This is a genomic window from Rhodococcus sp. NPDC003318 (genome assembly GCF_042879035.1).
Classification (GTDB): domain Bacteria; phylum Actinomycetota; class Actinomycetes; order Mycobacteriales; family Mycobacteriaceae; genus Rhodococcus_G.
Genome location: NZ_JBIAOU010000002.1, coordinates 25858 through 42205, shown reverse-complemented (window position 1 = coordinate 42205; position 16348 = coordinate 25858). Strand labels below are relative to the sequence as shown.

Sequence of the window (16348 nt, the reverse complement as noted above, 5' to 3'; positions counted from 1 at the left end):
AACCGGCCGACCTGCGCACCTTTCGCACATCGTCGGCCGGGCCCGACGCGGGGCCGGGTCTATCTCCCCTTGAACTCCGGGGCACGCTTCTGGAACACGGCGGCGATGGCCTCGCCGAGGTCCTCCGACGGCAGGAAGGCGGAGTTCCACGCGGCGACGTACCGCAGGCTGTCGTCGACGTCGGGTTTGCGGCTGTGGTCGAGCACCTGCTTGACGCCCTGCACGACGAGGGGCGGGTTGGCGGCGATCGCGGCGGCGGTCTCGTGTGCGGCGGCCAGCACCGCGTCGGCGTCCTCGTGGACGTCGTTGACCAGGCCGATCTTCTCGGCGCGCGCGGCGTCGATGTCCTTGCCGGTGAGCGCCAGTTCGCGCAGGTGGCCGTCGCCGATGATTCGGGGCAGACGGGCGAGGGTGCCGACGTCGGCGACCATCGCGACCTTGACCTCGCGGACGCTGAACTGGGCGTCGGCGCTGGCGTAGCGGATGTCCGCGGCGCTGATCAGGTCGACGCCTCCGCCGATGCACCAGCCCTGGACCGCGGCAATGACGGGCTTGCGGCAGTCGGCGACGGCGGTGATCGCGCCCTGCATCTGCCGGATCGTCGCGTGGAAGTCCGTGCGCGGCGCGGCCTGCGCCTTGTCGGCGAGAACCGGAGCGAGCTCCGGGGCCATCGCCGCGAGGTCCAGTCCGAACGAGAAGTTCTTGCCCTGGGCGGCGAGGACGACGGCGCGCACGTCGGAGTCGGCGTCGAGGTCGCCGAACAGCTGCGGCAGTTCGCTCCAGAAGTCGGGCCCCATGGCGTTGCCCTTGCCGGGACCGATCAGCGTCACCTGGGCGACGTGGTCCTTGATTTCGACGGTGAAGGCCTTCCAGGCGTCTCGAGTCATTACTCGAGAGTAACCTCTTTCGTGGCCGCCCGTTAAGCCTGTGAAAATTTCGGTCGCCGCAGGTGGCGTCGCCGCGGACCGGCCGTCACGATGTACGCACGGGATGCTTTCGACGCGGGGAGGTCGAGATGTTGATGCACCAGGGCATCGGACTGGATCGGTTCAACGCCCTTGCACCCCGCAGCGCAACCCATGCCCTGTTCGAGTGCTACTACTCGGTGATCTGGGCGGGCCGAATCGTGGACGGACGCCCCTACGTGTCCCACGACGCACTGCTCAGCAGTGCCGATACCGAACTCTTCGAACTGTCACCCGCCGACATCGACATCGCACTGCAGTGCCACCCGACCGTGGCCCGCCGGATCCACACCACCGCCTCCTCACTCGAGCAGTGCGCGGTGTGGGCGCCCGACGAGGAGACGATGCTGGCCGTCCTGATCGCCTGCGAGAGCTACGAGCAGCGGTTCGGCTATCCGTACCTGTGGTGCGCCGCCGGCCGCGACGCAACCGAACTGCTCCTCGACCTCGACGCGCGGATGTCCCACTCCCCCGAGGTCGAACGCAAGACGATGGTCAGCGAACTCGCGAAGGTCAATCGCACCCGGATCCAGCGGATGCTCGGCCCCGAGGGCGGTTACGACAACTACTCCTGACCGCGTCCGAGGGCGCTGGCGAACAGCCCCGAGACCGCTGCCTGCACGGCGCGCCGGTCCACCTGCTCAGGGTCGACGGCGTGCTCGAGCATCAGTCCGGAGATCAGGGCCATCAGCGTGATGGCCGTCGTGCGCGCGTCGACGCGGATTCCCCATTCGGCCGCCCGCTCGGCGATCAGTTCCTCGATCTGCCGCCGCAGGGATCGGCGTTCGCGCAGGTAGGCCTCGGCGACCGCGGGTTCGCGGGCGGCCTGGACGCCGAATTCCAGGACGAGCAGAGCCCACCCCGGGTCCCCGACCAGCCAGGCGCTGATGGTCTCTCCGCCGCGCCCGGCGGCGGCGCCGACGTCGAGTCCGGCGATCTCGGCGAGAACCCGTCCGGCGAGTTCGAGGGAGCGGTCGGCGAACAGCTCCGCGAACAGGTCCTGCTTGGAGTCGAAGTTGGAGTAGACGGCGCCCTTGGTGAATCCGGCACGTCGCGCGATCTCGGTGAGCCGGGCGGCACCGAAACCGCGTTCGGCGAACTCCTCCGCAGCGGCGTCGAGGAGGCGGCGGCGGACCTCGGTGCGCGAGGGCCGGGTCAGCATCCCGGGATCGGCGTGTGAGGCGGCTCGCGGCCGCCGCTCCGGTGTCGTCCTCGACTCAGATTCCACGGTTGTCCATTTTCCAGCTTGACCGCCCCGATTTTGGATACCTAGGGTATTCAATACCTTGGGTATTCACAACGCGGCAAAGGCAGACTCCCGATGACCACCACCGATCTCGACGCGACCCCCGGCGACACGGCCTCCGCACCGGACGCCACCCCGCCACACCGCTCCACCAGCCCCACCGACCGGTACAGCCCGAAGCAGATCCTCGTCGCGGTCGCGGTCGGCGTCCTGCTGCTCCAGATCGGATTCATCACCAGCTACGTCGCCGCGTTCCACCAGCCCACCCCACACGACATCCCGATCGCGGTGGTCGCGGAACCGGGACTGCCCGCGGGCGCCGACCAGCAGGTGGTCGACCGTCTGGGCGCGATCGACGGACACCCCGTGCAGGCCCGCGTCGCGGCCACCACCTACGAGGCCCGCACCCTGATCGGCGACCGCGAGGTGATGGGCGCGTACGTGATCGCGGCGAGCGGCCCGGACACCCTGATCACCGCGAGCGCCGCGGGCAGTTCCGCCGCAACCGCGCTCGAGAGAATCTTCACCGCGGCCACCGCCGACAGCGGACGGACCTTCGTCGTGCGCGACGAGATTCCGGTCGGCGTCCACGACAACCGCGGCCTGTCCGGCTTCTACTTGTCGATCGGCTGGGTGGTCGGCGGCTACCTGCTCGCGGCTGCGGTCGGACTGCTGATCGGGGCACCGCGCACGCTGCGCGAGGCCGGGCTGCACACGACGATCACGGCCGGATACGCGGCGGCGTCGGGATTCGTCGGCGCCCTGATCACGACCACCGTGCTCGGCACGTTCACCGGCCACCTGTTGCCGTTGACGCTGCTCGGCGCCGGGGTGGTGTTCGCCACTGGCATGTTCACGGCGGGACTGCGGGCCGCGCTCGGAATCCTGGCGGTGCCGCTGGCGATCGTCATCTTCGTGGTCCTCGGAAACCCCAGCGCCGGAGGCGCGTTCGGATCGAACGTCCTGCCCTTGTTCTATGCGGCCATCGGCCGGTGGATCACGCCGGGCGCGGGTACGGAGGGCGTGCGCAGCATCGTCTACTTCCACGGCACGGGCATCGGGCAGCCGATCGCGACGCTCGTCCTCTACACCGTGGTCGGCGTCGTCGCGGTGTTCGGCTGCACCGCTCGTCTCGCAGCACGGAGCTCGGCACCCGAGGTCGCATAACGGACGCAATTCGACCCGAGCGTTTCGTCGCGCACAGGATGCCCGCCGGTCCTAGGGTGGGGCATGGCGAGAACACTGCACCCGAACGCGGCCAACGTCGCACGGACACTGATCTCGCGCGGCCACCACGGCGTGGTGGTCACGCAGGACGCGCCGACCCACACCGCCGCCGACGCCGCCACCACCCTCGGCGTCGACGTCGGAGCGATCATCAAGTCACTGGTGTTCCTCCTCGACGACGAACCCGTCCTGCTGCTGGTGTCCGGCGCCCACCAGGTCGACACCGAACGCACCGGCAAACGCCTCGAGGGCACGCTCACGCCGGCCCCCGCGACACTCGTCCGCGAGGTCACCGGGCAGCCCGTCGGCGGCGTCGCACCAGTGGGGCACCCGACGAACCTGTCGACCTACGTCGACAACGCACTCGAGGCGTATCCCGAACTGTGGGCCGCGGCGGGCTGCCCCGACGCGGTGTTCCGGACGACCTTCCGCGAACTGCTGCGAATCACCGCAGGACTGGCCGTCGACATGAACTGACGGGCCCGCCGACACCCCGCCGACGCATCGAACCCGAGGCTCGCCGTCGACGCGCACCGGCGGTCGACCTATAGTGGTGCAAACCGATTCTGGAGGCACCGTGACCGAACAGGGCTGGCGACGTCGCCACGTCGACCTGTGCCGTGTCACGACGTGCCTGTGTTCGCACTGATTCGAACCACAGGCGCGCACGTCCCGCGTGCGCGTTTCCCAGCGCGTCCCCGGCGCGCGCATCCATGACAGCCGGCGCATCCGGTCGCCTGCGCACCCGAATCGAAAGTACCCATGCCCCAGTCGCTCGAACCCCAGCAGCAGAACCCCGCCACCGCGCCGGTGGACGGCACCGCCGTCACCGCCGACGGATACCGGGCGGCGATGCGTCGGTACCCCGCCGGCGTCACGATCGTCACTCTCGACTCCGGGTCCGGGCCGGTCGGCTTCACCGCGACGTCGTTCGCGTCGCTGTCGCTGGACCCGCCGCTCGTGTCGTTCAACATCGCGCACACCTCGTCGTCCATCCGGGCGTTGCACGCTGCGGATTCGGTGGTGATCCACCTGCTCGGCGAGCACCAGCACCCGCTCGCGGAGCGGTTCTCCCGCAGCGCCGACCAGCGCTTCGCGGACACCTCGCTGTGGAAGCGCCTCGAGAGCGGCGAGCCGGTGCTGCACGGAACCCCGATCTGGTTGCGCACCACCGTGCATCAGCTGATTCCGGCGGGCGATCACACCCTCGTGATCGGACTGGTGACCCGGATCCACGACGAGAACGACGCCGAGGCGGCAGCGTCTCCGCTGCTGTACCACGACGGCCGCTACCATCGATCCACCCCATTGGGCGAATGATCATCGCGCACAACGCAATCCACGTCGGACGGGAGTGTCGCGGCTGTCGCTGACCCGACCGCCGAACCCCCTTCCGACGTGGAGTCCCACATGATCCCTTCGTACGTGCGTGAGTCGAGCACCGATCTGGTGCTCACCCTGCAGTTCACCGGTTCCACCGACCACCGCCAGCTCGCCGCACTCGCAGAAGCCCTCCGAGCGACCGCGCGCGAATTGGTGCCCGGCGTCGACGCCCTCACCCGGCTCGACCCGGTGGCCCCGCTTCTGATCGATCTGCCCGCCCGCGAGGTCCGGCTCGACGGGACACCGGTCTCGTTGAGCCACACCGAATTCGAGATCCTGTCCCATCTCACGAGCCGGCCGCGGGTGGTGGTGTCGCGGCGGCGGATGCTCGAACTGTGCGGCACCCTCGGCGAGCGGGACCGCGCTGGACGCAGCGTCGACGTGCACGTGTCGCGGGTGCGCACCAAGCTGGGCCGGTTCGGCAGGCAGGTGACCACGGTCCGCGGGGCCGGCTACCGCTACGACCCCGACCCGCAGATCCACGTCGTCACACACTGAAGCGAACCCTCGCCCGGTCCCGACCGGGCGAGGGTTCGCTTCGTGGAGGCTGTTTCAGGAGGCGAGTTCGCGTGGCGAGAGACCGAACCGGCCGAGCACCTCGCCGAGGACGGCGGACGGGCGCGTCACGCCGGAGTCGTGCAGCAGCGGCAGCACGTCGTCGACGACGCGGTCGAGCACCCGGGGCAGGACCAGAGGCAGCAGGGTGACACCGTCCGCGACCTCCGCGGCCCGGATGTCGGCCAGCAGACCGGCCAGACCGGAGGCCGAGCCGACATACGAGATCGATTCGGGCACACGGGGTTCACGCAACCCAGCGTCAAGCCGGGCGAGTTCCCGTCGGGCGCTGCGGTGGTCGTCGGCGAGCAGCACCTCGATGTCGAGCAGGACGGCGACCGAATCGGGATCGCGGCCGTCCTCGGCGACGCGGGCGCGGATCGCCTCGCGGCGCTGCTGCGCCTCACGCAGGTCGTGGGCACGGACCCGGACCACCGATCCGGGATCACCGACCAGGTCGAGCGACGACGACGTCAACTGGACCCAGTAGTCGCTGAGCCCCACCGGGATCCGGAACTCGGTGTGCGCGGCGGACGCCGGGTGGTGGCCGGCGCCGGACAGCTCGACCGCCACGTGCAGCGGGCGAGTACGAAGGGACGAGAAGGATGCAGACATGACAGACCTCGGGAGATGTAGCGGGGTGACGTGGTTCGGCGAGTTGGAACTCAGGCCGGACACATACCCGAGGCAGTACGGCACAGGTCGACATGCCGACGGCACCACTGACCGTCGATCGTGCCTGCCGCAGCCGTTGTCATGGCAAGGATGTTACCGCGCCGCGGCGGCGTCCGTCGCGCGCCCACGCACGAACTCGCCGACGGCGGCGATCAACCGGTCCACATCGGCGCTGCTGCTGCCCAGCCCGAGGCTCGCGCGGACGGCGCCGTCGCCGTGGCCGAGCCGCGACAGCAGCGGGTGCGCGCAGAAACGTCCGTCCCGGACGCCGATGCCGTGCAGGTCGGACAGGTACGTCGCGACCTCGCGCGGCGCGGCGCCCGCGACGGTGAAGGTGACGATGCCGACCGCATCCGGCGAATCCGGCCAGATCCGCAGCACGTCGACGCCGTCGACGTCGGACAGTCCGGCGACGAGCCGGGCGCAGAGTGCCCGCTCGTGGCGCTGTGCGGCGTCCGCGTCGAAGGCGGCGAGGGCCTGGCAGGCGGCGGCGATCGCGACGGCGCCGAGCACGTTCGGCGACCCGGCCTCGTGACGCTGCGGGGCCGTGGCCCATTCGATGCCGTCGAGGTCGACGTTCTTCGTCGCCCCGCCACCGGCGAGGTACGGCTCGGCCACGTCGAGCCAGTCGGCGCGCCCGACGAGCGCACCTGCACCGAACGGCGCGTACAGCTTGTGACCGGAGAAGACGAGGTAGTCGACGTCGAGGTCGGCGATGTCGACGCGGCGGTGCGGCAGCAGCTGAGCCGCGTCGACGGCGATCCGGGCGCCGCACTCGTGGGCGATCCGGGCCAGCCGGGCGATGGGCAGCACCTCGCCGGTGACGTTGGAGGCACCGGTGACGGCGAGCAGCGCGGCGGGACGGGTGCACAGTTCGGCGACCAGTCGCTGCACGGTCTCCTCGACGGTGTCGGCGGAGCGGACGACCCGGGCACCGTTTCGCTTCCAGGGCAACAGGTTTGCGTGGTGCTCGATGTCGAGGACCACGGTGTCGCCGGGCACGCAGGACGCGAGCAGGTTCAGCGCGTCCGTGGTGTTGCGGGTGAAGACCACGACGTCGTCGGTGCGGGCCCCGACGAAGTCGGCGACCACGTCGCGGGCGCCCTCGTAGCGCTCGGTGCACACCTGGGAGGCGAATCCGGCACCGCGGTGCACGCTCGCGTAGAACGGCAGCAGCGACTGCACCGCCTCCGCGACCGCGGACAGCGCCGGCGCGCTGGCCGCGTAGTCGAAGTTGGCGTAGGTGACCGACGTGCCGTCGGCCAGCGGCGCCACCAGATCGGATCCACACACCGAAGCGAAAGGCCCTGCGGTGGCACAGCTTTCGTCGACAGCGGCGTCGAGGGCGATGGTGGTGTCGAGTACAGCGGTCATGGCGTCATCCCTTACGTCAAGGGACTCGTGCTGGAAGTGGTTGTGCATCGAGTCCGCGCTTGCCGTGTCCGGTTTTGGATACACGGCCAGGTCGTCACCCGGGGCACCCCACCGCGGAGGAGGGTTGCCGGCCAGCAAGCCGGGGCTAAGCGCTGGCACTCATGACCTGAACCGAGAATGACAGCGGCAGTGGCGCACTGTCAACCCGAACGATCCGGGCGCCACTGTGACGTGCCTCACGGACCTCCGTCGGGATCACACTCACCGGATCGGATCGCCGTGTTGCGCCGGCAGGCAGACAGGCCCCGCCGGGGGAACCACCCTTCCTCAGCCACACGCGCCGAAACACGCACATCCGGATCGCCTTGGGCGATGATTGTCCTGTGACCGGATCGACCAACCCGGCAGGAGCATTCCGCCGGAGAAGGCTGATGCCGTCGATACCGATGCAGCGGCGAATCGCGGCGGTTTCGGGGGCAATTGGTGCACTGTGCGTCGTGTCGGCGTTTCTCGTCTGGCGGTGGGACGACCTGCAACCTGCGCAGGGAACCGTCCTCGGCGGAGTCGGTGTTCTCGCCGCCGCTCTCGTCGCCTACTACGGCGTTCACCGCACTCGGATCAGTAACGAGAAGATCGCGGCAGACCAACTCCGCCAAGCAAGGGATCAGCTTGCGGCGGAGAACAGGAAACTTCAGGGCACCTTGGATCGGCAGCAGCAGGCGCTGGACCAGACGCACCGTCGTGAGACCGTGCGGGACCTGCGAGCGAGATTCACCTCCGCCGCGGCGCAACTGGCCGATCCTTCGGGGACGGTCCGATTGGCTGGCGTGTACGCGATGGCATCGCTCGCCGACGACTGGCACAACTCGGACACCCCCAACGACCGCGAACGCCAAGTGTGCATCGATGTGCTGTGTGGATACCTGCGCTTGCCCTACAACTCACTGACCGCCGACGAAGGTGAGAGACAGGTCCGACGGACGGTGGTGGGCGTGATCCGTGAGCATCTCCAGAAGGACGCGCCGTCGAGCTGGCAGTGCTGCCACTTCGACTTCTCCGAGACGGATTTCCGCGGTGCGGAGATGGACTTCCTCGGTGCCAGGTTCTCCGGCCGGGTCGACTTTTCCGGAACGGTCTTCGAGAGCGGAGAGGTCAGCTTTCGGGGATCCGTGTTCTCCGGCGCGACGGTCGACTTCTCCAGGGCGACCTTCGTCGACGGCGAGGTCAGCTTCTGGTCTGCCACTTTCGAGAGTTCCTGGATCAGCTTCTCCGGCGCCGGTTTTCGGGGAGGGATGGTGGATTTCTCCGAGACAATCCTCGACAGTGATGTGAACTTCTTCGGCGCCGAGGTCTACAGCGGCGGCCGGATCGACTTCTCCGGGGCGGTGTTCAGAGGCGGAAATGTCGACTTCTCCGAGACTGCCTTCCTCAGGGGTGGCGAAGTCGACTTCTCCGAATCCGTCTTCTGTGGTGCCGATGTCGACTTCTCCGGGGCGGTTTTCAAGGGCGGAGACGTCGACTTCACTTCACCCGGAGCGTGGAATGAAGGTCCCACGGTGCCGTGGGAGGACACGCCACCAATCGGCGTCACACCCGGTCGATGGCCACCCGAAGTAGTCCGGGTCGAGCCGGCAGCGAAGGAGACGGGTGGGGAATTTCGGTGAGCACACTGGAGAACATCCGGGCACGATCCAGGTGTCATCGTGACCCGGTGCGCACGCACCAGAGTTGACACGGCACCGATCCGTCCCCGTCGGGCGCCTCGTGTGCGGGCTTCACCGGGCGGTGTCGCTCAGTTGTCGTTCTTGCCGCCCTTCTCGTTGGTCTTTCCGGTGTCCTTGTTGCCCTTGTCGTTGCCCTTGTCGTTGCCCTTGTCGTTGCCGTTGCCCGGGCCCGATTCGGTCGGCGGGGGAACGTTCGTGACCGGGGGGCCGTTGGTCACCGGGGGGCCGACCGGCGCGACGACGGTGCTCGGGACCGGTGGAGGAGCGGGGCCGACCGAGGTGGGGCCGACGGTGCCCCCGCCGTCGCGCGAGGAGACCGCGAGTGCCACGAGCACGACGGCCACCAGCAGAGCCGCGACGGCGGCGGCGACGACCGTTCGCCGCGACCGTCGAACCGGCGCGGGAGCCGGCGCGGGCACGGCGGGGGTGAAGGCCAGCGTCGGCGGTGGAGACGTCGGGTACGGGGTCTGCAGTGCCGTGGCCATGGCGTGTGCGTCGGGAAAACGGCGGCGCGGGTCGCGGGTCATCGCGCGGTCGACGACGTTGACGAGGGCGGGGTCCACGTCCGGCCGCAGGGTCGCCAGCGACGGATACCGTCCGTTCATGATGGCGTGGACCAGCGACGCGATCGTCTCACCCGCGAACGGGCGTCGGCCCGACAGCGCTTCGTAGCCGACGACCCCGACGGCGTAGAGGTCGTCCGCGACCGTCGCGGGCTTGCCGGCAATGCGGTCGGGGCCGAGGTAGGCGACAGTGCCGAGAACCAGGCCCGTCGTGGTGTGGTCGGTGTCGGCGCTCTTGGCGATGCCGAAGTCGACGACCTTCACGGTGCCGGCGGCGTCGAACAGGACGTTCCCCGGTTTGATGTCGCGGTGCACGATGCCCGCCCCGTGGGCCGCACCGAGCGCGGCCAGGATCTGGCCGAGGATCGCGCGCACCCGCGGCCCGGACAGGGGACCGGCGGAAATGTCGTCGGCGAGCGACCGACCGGGCAGGCGTTCCATCACGATGTAGGGGACGCCGGCGTCCTCGCCGCTGTCGTGGACGGCGACGATGTTCGGGTGAGTGAGGGTCGCGGCCAACCGCGCCTCCGACTCGAAACGCCGACGGGTGTCCGGAACCCCCGCCAACTCCGCGCGGAGCACCTTCACCGCCACCGGACGCCCGAGGCGTCGGTCCCACCCCTCGTGGACGTCCGCCATCCCGCCGCGACCGAGCACTCCCCGCAACTCGTACCGACCTGCGAGAACCACCGACATACCCTCAACGCTAGACGGCACGGAGGACCGCACGACCTCGTCCCCGGTCGGCCTGCGTGAACGCCGCGGCGTCAGACCGCGCTCCGCACCGGCAGAGTCCGTGCAGGCGTCGAGACGAGCACCACGCCGACGGCCGTCACGGCCGCACTCGCTGCAGCCGCGAGGCCCGCGGTCGCCGCCGAGCCGAGTGGCGCCTGGAGCGCACCGGCGATCATGTAACCGACCGGCATGCACACATTGGCGAGGGTCGCGCCCAAACCCGCGACTCGTCCGAGCATCTCTTCGGGCACTCGCGTCGCCACGAGGACATCCGCCCAGACGCTGCCCACTCGAATCGCGGCGCCGGCGAGCAGTGCCACCACGGCCATGACGGAGAACGGTGGACACAGGCTCAACGTCACCAGGCCGACGCAGATCGCCCCCTGCGCCAGCAACGCCGATTGTGCTGTACGAGAGGGAATCCGCTTTCCCAGCAGGCTCGTGGCCACAATGCCACCGAGCGCGAACAGGGCCATGATGTAACCCTGGGCGCCCGCGAACCATTGCTCGCTCGACCCCGCGTTGACGATCAGGAGCCAGGCCGGGACCGGTAGCGCGGTTTGTGCCGCAGACACCAGGATCACCGTCCGCAGCCAATGGCATTCCCTGACGTAGCGGAGACCCGCACACGTGTCCTGAACAATCCCCGTGGACGGGTCGGTTCGCGTCGGACCCGGGGTGACCGCACCCGCGCACGTGGCACCCACGGCCACCGCCGCAATGAGCAGAAATGCCGACACGGTGGGTCCGGTGACCGAGATGAGCAGTGCCGCCGCCGCGGGCGAAACCACCTGCACGGTCAGGGTCAGCGAATGCCAGATCGCCAGCCGGTCGGCCCGGTCGTCGCGTGGAACCGAGAGATAGACCGCAGTGGTCGCGGCCGGCTGCGAGAGCCCACTACAGATACCCAGGGCGATCATCACGGGCAGAACGGGAAGTCCGCCCGCAAGTGCCGGCAGTATGGCGATCAGTGCACCACGCCCAACATATGTCGACAGGATGATCGCCCGTTTGTCGAGCCTGTCCGCCAACGTGCCGGCGACGACCCCCGCTCCGAGAATTCCGATGCATCGAGCACCGAATGCCACGGACAGGAGTGCCGCATCTCCGCCGGCGGCAACAACCAACCCGGCCGTGATCACCACAATGGCGGAATCGGCGACCGGGCCGGCGAGGAGGAAGGCGAATCCCAGCCTGGCCCGGAGTCTTCCGGGCGTCACGCGCTCACCGGGACGTCGAATCTCATGGCGAAGTCCTCGGGGGTGAGAGTTCTGCGCTCGTTCACCTTCAGTTCGGCGCCCGACAGCTGAATTCGCATCGTGGAATTTCGGACGATCTCGCCCAGGACGGTCGACAGCTCGCGTTCCGCAAACTTCGCGCCCACACACCATCGCGGTCCGCCGCCGAACGGTATGAACTCGCCGCGCTGTGGTGCCGCGTCGATCCACCGCTCGGGCCTGAAGTCGCCACCGGTCGGCGCGAAGGCGGGCGAGACCCGGTGGGTGACCCAGCTGGACACCATCACCACACTGCCCTTCTTCATCTCCCAGTCCCCGAAACGGATGTCCTCGGCCGCGTCACGGCCCAACATCCACGACGGCGGCCACAGTCGGAGCGTCTCGGACACAACGCGTGTGAGCGCGTCGGCGCCGCCCTCACCTCGCAGCCGATCCTGGACGGCGCGGTGCCGGCCGAGCTCGACCATCCCCCACAGGATCGCTGCCGCCGGAACGCCGTGCGCGGCAAGGAGGGTCGAAATAATCATCTGCACAACGTCTTCGGGCGGCAGATCGGCTCGTCGGAGGTCGTCGCACAATCCGTCCGAGCCCGGTGTCCGCGCGAGCTGCGCCACGGCCGATTCGAGATTGCGCAGGGCCCTGCGGACTCGCAGGTCCGAAGGCCGCCAGCGCATCCATCTGGGTAGGACGAACGGGCTCGCCGTGATCGGGAAGAGCGAATCGAGGAGTTCCTGTGCGAGAGAGGGGATCTCGTCGACGTTCCGCGTTCCGAAGCAGTACCGACTGATGGACGCGGACGTGAGAACCTGCAAGGTGTCGATCAGCTCGCGGTCACCGACCGTCCTCCCCACCCAACTCCGGACGATTGCGTGTGTGTGTTGTGCGAGTTCGACCTGGTGGTCTTCGAGGCGATCACGTGATGCCAACGCCGCGGATGCCGCCTTGCGCGATCTCATCCACTTCTGCACCGATTCGGATCCGAGATCGCCCGACACCTTGTTCCTGAGGAAATTCTGTGTCGACAAGAATTTGCGATTCGACCCGACGAGTACGTCGTGTACCTCGCGGTGACCCGACACGAGGAAAGTTCCCGGCCAGAGTTCGACTATCGGTCCGAGTTCTGCGGCGTCGAGCAGAAAGGACAGCCGCCCGCGATCGTACGTTTCCGCCAATGCTGCTCGCGACGCCCCGAGAATTGGTGGCCGTGCCATTTACGTCTCCTAATGAGAGTGCGGGCGGCGAAACAAAGTCGACCGCCCGCACTCTCGAACATTGTCAGGACCATTCGTACATGCCCGGCGCTTTTCGCGGCACGAAGCCGACGAGTGCGGCGACGGTGAACTTGATGCGACGCATTTCCTTTCCCTCCTTCCTGTACTCGATGTGACATGAACAAGACTGATCCATCGGCGCGGGGTCCAGAAGCCACCCAAGGTGTGGGATCCGCTCACCCCCCGAGGTCTTCTCGCCACGAGATGCGTGATGCGGGGGGCGAGTACGACGGACGTGTCACCGATCCGATCCGCGGTCGCCCGCGCCGGCGGATGTCCTCGCTCGCGGTGCCGTGGACCCGTGCGCCCCACGGGGCGGTCCGACGACCGTCGCGGCGTGCAGCTGACCGACGCCGCGGCCACCTCCCGCCGGACAGCGGGGCGCCGACAACCTTGCCGCCGGGACACAATTGGACACTCGACCAGGTGGTATTTGTCACAACTGTGATGTAAAAAGACGCTGGCGGCCGCGATCGTGATTTGCCTCACACTTTGGTGTTACCGCTGGACACACAGATCCCTACACGCAGCTCCTCGGGGGGGCCGGACCGCTCGCAGTCCGGCACGGACAAGATGGAAGGGCCGAAGCTTTGCTGTTACCGATGTCGCCGACCGATTCGATGTTCCTGATCGGCGAGTCCCGCCACCATCCGATGCACGTCGGGGGCCTGGCGGTGTTCGACCCGCCTGAAGGTTCCGACGCGCGCGACGTCCGCACGATGCTCGACGCGGCGCTCACGCGAGGCGAGGTGTCCCCGCTGCTGCGCAAACGGGCCGCACGGTCGCTGACCACGCTGGGCCAGTGGGGCTGGGAATCCGACACCGAGATCGACCTCGGCCACCACGTCCGCCACGACGCCCTCCCCCAGCCGGGCGGGGTCACCGAACTGCTCGATCTGGTCTCCCGCCTGCACGCCGGCCTGCTCGACCGCAGCCGCCCACTGTGGGAGATGCACCTGATCGAGGGCCTCGCCGACGGACGCCTCGCGGTGTACATGAAGATCCACCACGCCCTCGCCGACGGGGTGTCGGCGATGAAGCTGCTGCGCAGCGCGCTCAGCGAGGACCCGGGCGCGCGAGCGATGCCCGCACCCTGGGAACCGCTGACCCGGCAGCGCCACCTGGTCGCGGCCGGCGACCTGCCGGGCCGAGTGAGCGCACCCGCGTTGCCCGCGGCGGCCCTGCGCGTGGCCCGCGACACCGTCGGCGAGGTGGCCGGTCTGCTGCCCGCCCTCGCGGGCACCGTCGACCGGGCGCTGCACCACCGCGGCGGCGCACTCACACTCGCCGCACCGCACTCGATGCTCAACGTGCCGATCGGCGGGGCCCGACGATTCGCGGCCCGCTCCTGGCCACTCGAACGGCTGCGCCTGGTCGCCAAGCACGCCGACGCCACCGTCAACGACGTGGTCCTCGCGATGTGCTCGGGCGCTCTGCGTACGTTCATCGGCGCTCTCGGGGTGCTGCCCGAGCATCCGCTGATCGCCATGGTTCCGGTCTCGCTACGAGGTGAGAAGCGGGAAACCAAGACGGGCAACGAGATCGGGATGCTCTCGTGCAACCTCGGCACCCATCTCGACGATCCGGCGCTGCGACTCGAGACGGTGCACGCCGCCATGACCGACGGCAAGAACGCGATGCGCACCATGAGCCGCACCCAGAACCTGGCCGCGAGCGCCCTCGGCACCGTCCCGCTGGCTCTGGGCATGTTCGGGATCGGTTCGTTCATCCGCCCCGCGAACGTGATGATCTCCAACGTGCCGGGGCCGAGCGAGCCCCTGTACTGGAACGGCGCCCGCCTCACCGCCCTGTACCCGCTGTCGATCCCGGTCCGTGGGCAGGCCCTGAACATCACCTGCACCAGCACCGACGACGAGATCGCGTTCGGGCTCACCGGCTGCCGCCGCACCCTGCCCGACCTGGCGCCGATGCTCGACCACCTCGACGACGAACTCGGCGCCCTCGAATACGCCGTCGGCCTGTAGAGCCCGGCACCCGGCCAGAGAGGGACGTGCGTGTACGACCGCGCACCCCACCGACAGCCCACTCCCGACATCCGCACCACGTCAGCGAGCACGGTCGTGGCCGTGTGGGCTGTCGGTCATCGCGTGGCCTCCCTCCGTGTCCCGCTGCAACCGCGCAGACGGTGGCACGCTCCCCTACCCGGCACGGCGGTGGGACCGAAAGCCTGGGCGGGTGCGGCACGGCGAGACCCTCGTTCTCGGCGGCGGTGGAGAAGGTTTGCATCTGATCCGACAACTGGTGACACCCGCAACCGTCGCCGAAGACCACTACGTGCGACGCAGTGGCCTGCCCCGTCGGAAGAATCCGGATGCAGAACCGATCCATACCCGTAGACGTGTTCGGTCGCGGCGAAGGGCACACGCGGCCGTCGTGGTGCGGACGAACTCGCCGATCTGCACGATCGCGCGCTGCGCCTCGGGGATGACATCCGCGGCCACCTGGAAAACGTGAATCTGCCGGTCCCACACCTCGAGCGTGACCGGCACTCCCGCCGTCGCAAGGCGCTGGGCCATCAGCTCCGCGTCCGGGTAGAAGATGTCGGTGGACCCGACCTGGATCAGCACCGGCGGCAGCCCCTCCAGGACGCCGTCGACGGGCGAGACACGCGGCTCCCTCGCGCCGGTGGGGCCTCGGTTGTCGACCCGGTCGGCCACGCCGGTGAGAGCCGCGAGAACCGAGCGCGGGAAGACCGCACACCGGTCGGCACCCGGGTGGGCGAGCTTCCCCGCAGGATCCATGTCCATCAGCGGCGACAGCGCGACCAGGCCCGCCGGACGCGGCAGGCCCAGATCGGCGAGCGCACGCGCCGTCATGAAGGTCAGGTATCCGCCGGCCGAATCACCGGCGATCACGATCTGCCCCGCCCCGAACCCCTGCTCGAGCAGCCACCGGTAACCGTCGACGCCGTCGGCGACAGAGTCACCGATCGGATGCCTCGGCATCATCCGGTAGTCGACACTGAGCACGGCGGCACCGGCGGAGGCGGAGATCCGCGTGACCAACCGGCGGTGGGTGTTCAACCCGCAGGTCAGGAACCCGCCGCCGTGCAGATACAGCACCGCCGTCTCGCCGACCACATTGCGGGCGTGGATCCATTCGGCGTCGCAGTTCTCGAGGTGCACGCCGCGGTGAGTGGCACCCTCGAGGGGCGGGAGGATCCTCGCGGCATGGTCGATCGCCCCTGCGGGCCACAGGGGACTCGGCCACCGCGCCCATACTCCGAGCATCGGTTTGACCGTCATCCGCAGCGTGTGGGCCAAGACCTGGGACCGAAGGCTGGCGCCGGGAAAGTAGTCGGGTTCCGCGGCGGCCGCGAGCGCAGGAGGACGCCTCCTCGTGATGCGTCGGACAGACCGGCCCGACGGCGT

Annotated in this window: 16 protein-coding genes and 1 riboswitch; of the genes, 8 read left to right on the top strand and 8 right to left on the bottom strand. The window is 69.0% G+C overall.

Annotated elements, in window-relative coordinates; translation table 11 throughout:
• Positions 1–59 precede the first annotated feature (59 nt).
• Positions 60–887, bottom strand: a complete 828-nt coding sequence (locus tag ACFYVR_RS05405; protein ID WP_387470465.1) for a crotonase/enoyl-CoA hydratase family protein — start codon at positions 885–887, stop codon at positions 60–62.
• 128 nt (positions 888–1015) lie between these two features.
• On the opposite strand from ACFYVR_RS05405, the gene ACFYVR_RS05400 reads away from it, so the two are divergent.
• Entirely contained in the window at positions 1016–1540 is a 525-nt protein-coding gene (locus ACFYVR_RS05400) for a 2-oxo-4-hydroxy-4-carboxy-5-ureidoimidazoline decarboxylase (RefSeq protein ID WP_387470463.1), read from the top strand.
• On the opposite strand, the gene ACFYVR_RS05395 is transcribed toward ACFYVR_RS05400, so the two are convergent.
• Positions 1531–2127: a TetR/AcrR family transcriptional regulator gene (locus tag ACFYVR_RS05395; protein WP_387470462.1), complete on the bottom strand. Its 597-nt coding sequence runs from the start codon at positions 2125–2127 to the stop codon at positions 1531–1533. The genes ACFYVR_RS05400 and ACFYVR_RS05395 overlap by 10 nt on opposite strands.
• A 159-nt stretch (positions 2128–2286) precedes the next feature.
• Here ACFYVR_RS05395 and ACFYVR_RS05390 point away from each other — a divergent pair, with 159 nt between their 5' ends.
• The 5 genes from ACFYVR_RS05390 (at position 2287) to ACFYVR_RS05370 (ending at position 5319) form a co-directional block, all read left to right on the top strand.
• Complete coding sequence (locus ACFYVR_RS05390) at positions 2287–3378, top strand: hypothetical protein (protein ID WP_387470460.1); 1092 nt, start codon at positions 2287–2289, stop codon at positions 3376–3378.
• Positions 3379–3441: 63 nt separating this feature from the next.
• Complete coding sequence (locus tag ACFYVR_RS05385; RefSeq protein WP_387470458.1) at positions 3442–3915, top strand: YbaK/EbsC family protein; 474 nt, start codon at positions 3442–3444, stop codon at positions 3913–3915.
• 73 nt (positions 3916–3988) lie between these two features.
• The gene (locus ACFYVR_RS05380) at positions 3989–4087 is read left to right on the top strand and encodes a putative leader peptide (protein ID WP_387470456.1); all 99 of its coding nucleotides are present in this window, start codon (positions 3989–3991) and stop codon (positions 4085–4087) included.
• A gap of 113 nt (positions 4088–4200) precedes the next feature.
• Entirely contained in the window at positions 4201–4758 is a 558-nt protein-coding gene (locus ACFYVR_RS05375; protein WP_387470454.1) for a flavin reductase family protein, read from the top strand.
• Between the two features lie 90 nt (positions 4759–4848).
• The gene (locus ACFYVR_RS05370) at positions 4849–5319 is read left to right on the top strand and encodes a winged helix-turn-helix domain-containing protein (RefSeq protein ID WP_387470452.1); all 471 of its coding nucleotides are present in this window, start codon (positions 4849–4851) and stop codon (positions 5317–5319) included.
• Between the two features lie 54 nt (positions 5320–5373).
• On the opposite strand, the gene ACFYVR_RS05365 is transcribed toward ACFYVR_RS05370, so the two are convergent.
• Both ACFYVR_RS05365 and ACFYVR_RS05360 read right to left on the bottom strand, forming a co-directional pair.
• A complete protein-coding gene (locus tag ACFYVR_RS05365) occupies positions 5374–5991 on the bottom strand; it encodes a hypothetical protein (protein ID WP_387470450.1) in 618 nt (205 codons plus the stop codon).
• A gap of 153 nt (positions 5992–6144) precedes the next feature.
• Positions 6145–7425, bottom strand: coding sequence for an aminotransferase class V-fold PLP-dependent enzyme (locus ACFYVR_RS05360; protein ID WP_387470448.1), 1281 nt, complete (start codon positions 7423–7425; stop codon positions 6145–6147).
• 50 nt (positions 7426–7475) lie between these two features.
• Positions 7476–7592, bottom strand: a riboswitch (SAM riboswitch).
• 216 nt (positions 7593–7808) lie between these two features.
• On the opposite strand from ACFYVR_RS05360, the gene ACFYVR_RS05355 reads away from it, so the two are divergent.
• On the top strand, positions 7809–9089 hold the full coding sequence (locus tag ACFYVR_RS05355; RefSeq protein WP_387470446.1) for a hypothetical protein: 1281 nt from the start codon (positions 7809–7811) through the stop codon (positions 9087–9089).
• 128 nt (positions 9090–9217) lie between these two features.
• On the opposite strand, the gene ACFYVR_RS05350 is transcribed toward ACFYVR_RS05355, so the two are convergent.
• The 3 genes from ACFYVR_RS05350 to ACFYVR_RS05340 form a co-directional block, all read right to left on the bottom strand.
• On the bottom strand, positions 9218–10408 hold the full coding sequence (locus ACFYVR_RS05350) for a serine/threonine-protein kinase (RefSeq protein ID WP_387470444.1): 1191 nt from the start codon (positions 10406–10408) through the stop codon (positions 9218–9220).
• A gap of 71 nt (positions 10409–10479) precedes the next feature.
• Entirely contained in the window at positions 10480–11667 is a 1188-nt protein-coding gene (locus ACFYVR_RS05345; RefSeq protein WP_387470442.1) for an MFS transporter, read from the bottom strand.
• Positions 11664–12896: a cytochrome P450 gene (locus tag ACFYVR_RS05340; protein ID WP_387470440.1), complete on the bottom strand. Its 1233-nt coding sequence runs from the start codon at positions 12894–12896 to the stop codon at positions 11664–11666. Before ACFYVR_RS05340 ends, ACFYVR_RS05345 begins: the two co-directional genes overlap by 4 nt.
• 650 nt (positions 12897–13546) lie before the next feature.
• Here ACFYVR_RS05340 and ACFYVR_RS05335 point away from each other — a divergent pair.
• A complete protein-coding gene (locus ACFYVR_RS05335; protein ID WP_387470438.1) occupies positions 13547–14941 on the top strand; it encodes a wax ester/triacylglycerol synthase family O-acyltransferase in 1395 nt (464 codons plus the stop codon).
• A gap of 306 nt (positions 14942–15247) precedes the next feature.
• On the opposite strand, the gene ACFYVR_RS05330 is transcribed toward ACFYVR_RS05335, so the two are convergent.
• Positions 15248–16321 carry an alpha/beta hydrolase gene (locus ACFYVR_RS05330; RefSeq protein ID WP_387471178.1) on the bottom strand — a complete coding sequence of 358 codons (1074 nt, stop codon included), beginning with the start codon at positions 16319–16321 and terminating at the stop codon, positions 15248–15250.
• Between the last annotated feature and the right edge of the window lie 27 nt (positions 16322–16348).

Excerpts from the sequence above, each read along its gene's own strand:
- ACFYVR_RS05405 (WP_387470465.1), bottom strand. The coding sequence starts at position 887 with ATGACTCGAGACGCCTGGAAGGCCTTCACCGTCGAAATCAAGGACCAC.
- ACFYVR_RS05400 (WP_387470463.1), top strand. The coding sequence starts at position 1,016 with ATGTTGATGCACCAGGGCATCGGACTGGATCGGTTCAACGCCCTTGCA.
- ACFYVR_RS05395 (WP_387470462.1), bottom strand. The coding sequence starts at position 2,127 with ATGCTGACCCGGCCCTCGCGCACCGAGGTCCGCCGCCGCCTCCTCGAC.
- ACFYVR_RS05390 (WP_387470460.1), top strand. The coding sequence starts at position 2,287 with ATGACCACCACCGATCTCGACGCGACCCCCGGCGACACGGCCTCCGCA.
- ACFYVR_RS05385 (WP_387470458.1), top strand. The coding sequence starts at position 3,442 with ATGGCGAGAACACTGCACCCGAACGCGGCCAACGTCGCACGGACACTG.
- ACFYVR_RS05375 (WP_387470454.1), top strand. The coding sequence starts at position 4,201 with ATGCCCCAGTCGCTCGAACCCCAGCAGCAGAACCCCGCCACCGCGCCG.
- ACFYVR_RS05370 (WP_387470452.1), top strand. The coding sequence starts at position 4,849 with ATGATCCCTTCGTACGTGCGTGAGTCGAGCACCGATCTGGTGCTCACC.
- ACFYVR_RS05365 (WP_387470450.1), bottom strand. The coding sequence starts at position 5,991 with ATGTCTGCATCCTTCTCGTCCCTTCGTACTCGCCCGCTGCACGTGGCG.
- ACFYVR_RS05360 (WP_387470448.1), bottom strand. The coding sequence starts at position 7,425 with ATGACCGCTGTACTCGACACCACCATCGCCCTCGACGCCGCTGTCGAC.
- ACFYVR_RS05350 (WP_387470444.1), bottom strand. The coding sequence starts at position 10,408 with ATGTCGGTGGTTCTCGCAGGTCGGTACGAGTTGCGGGGAGTGCTCGGT.
- ACFYVR_RS05340 (WP_387470440.1), bottom strand. The coding sequence starts at position 12,896 with ATGGCACGGCCACCAATTCTCGGGGCGTCGCGAGCAGCATTGGCGGAA.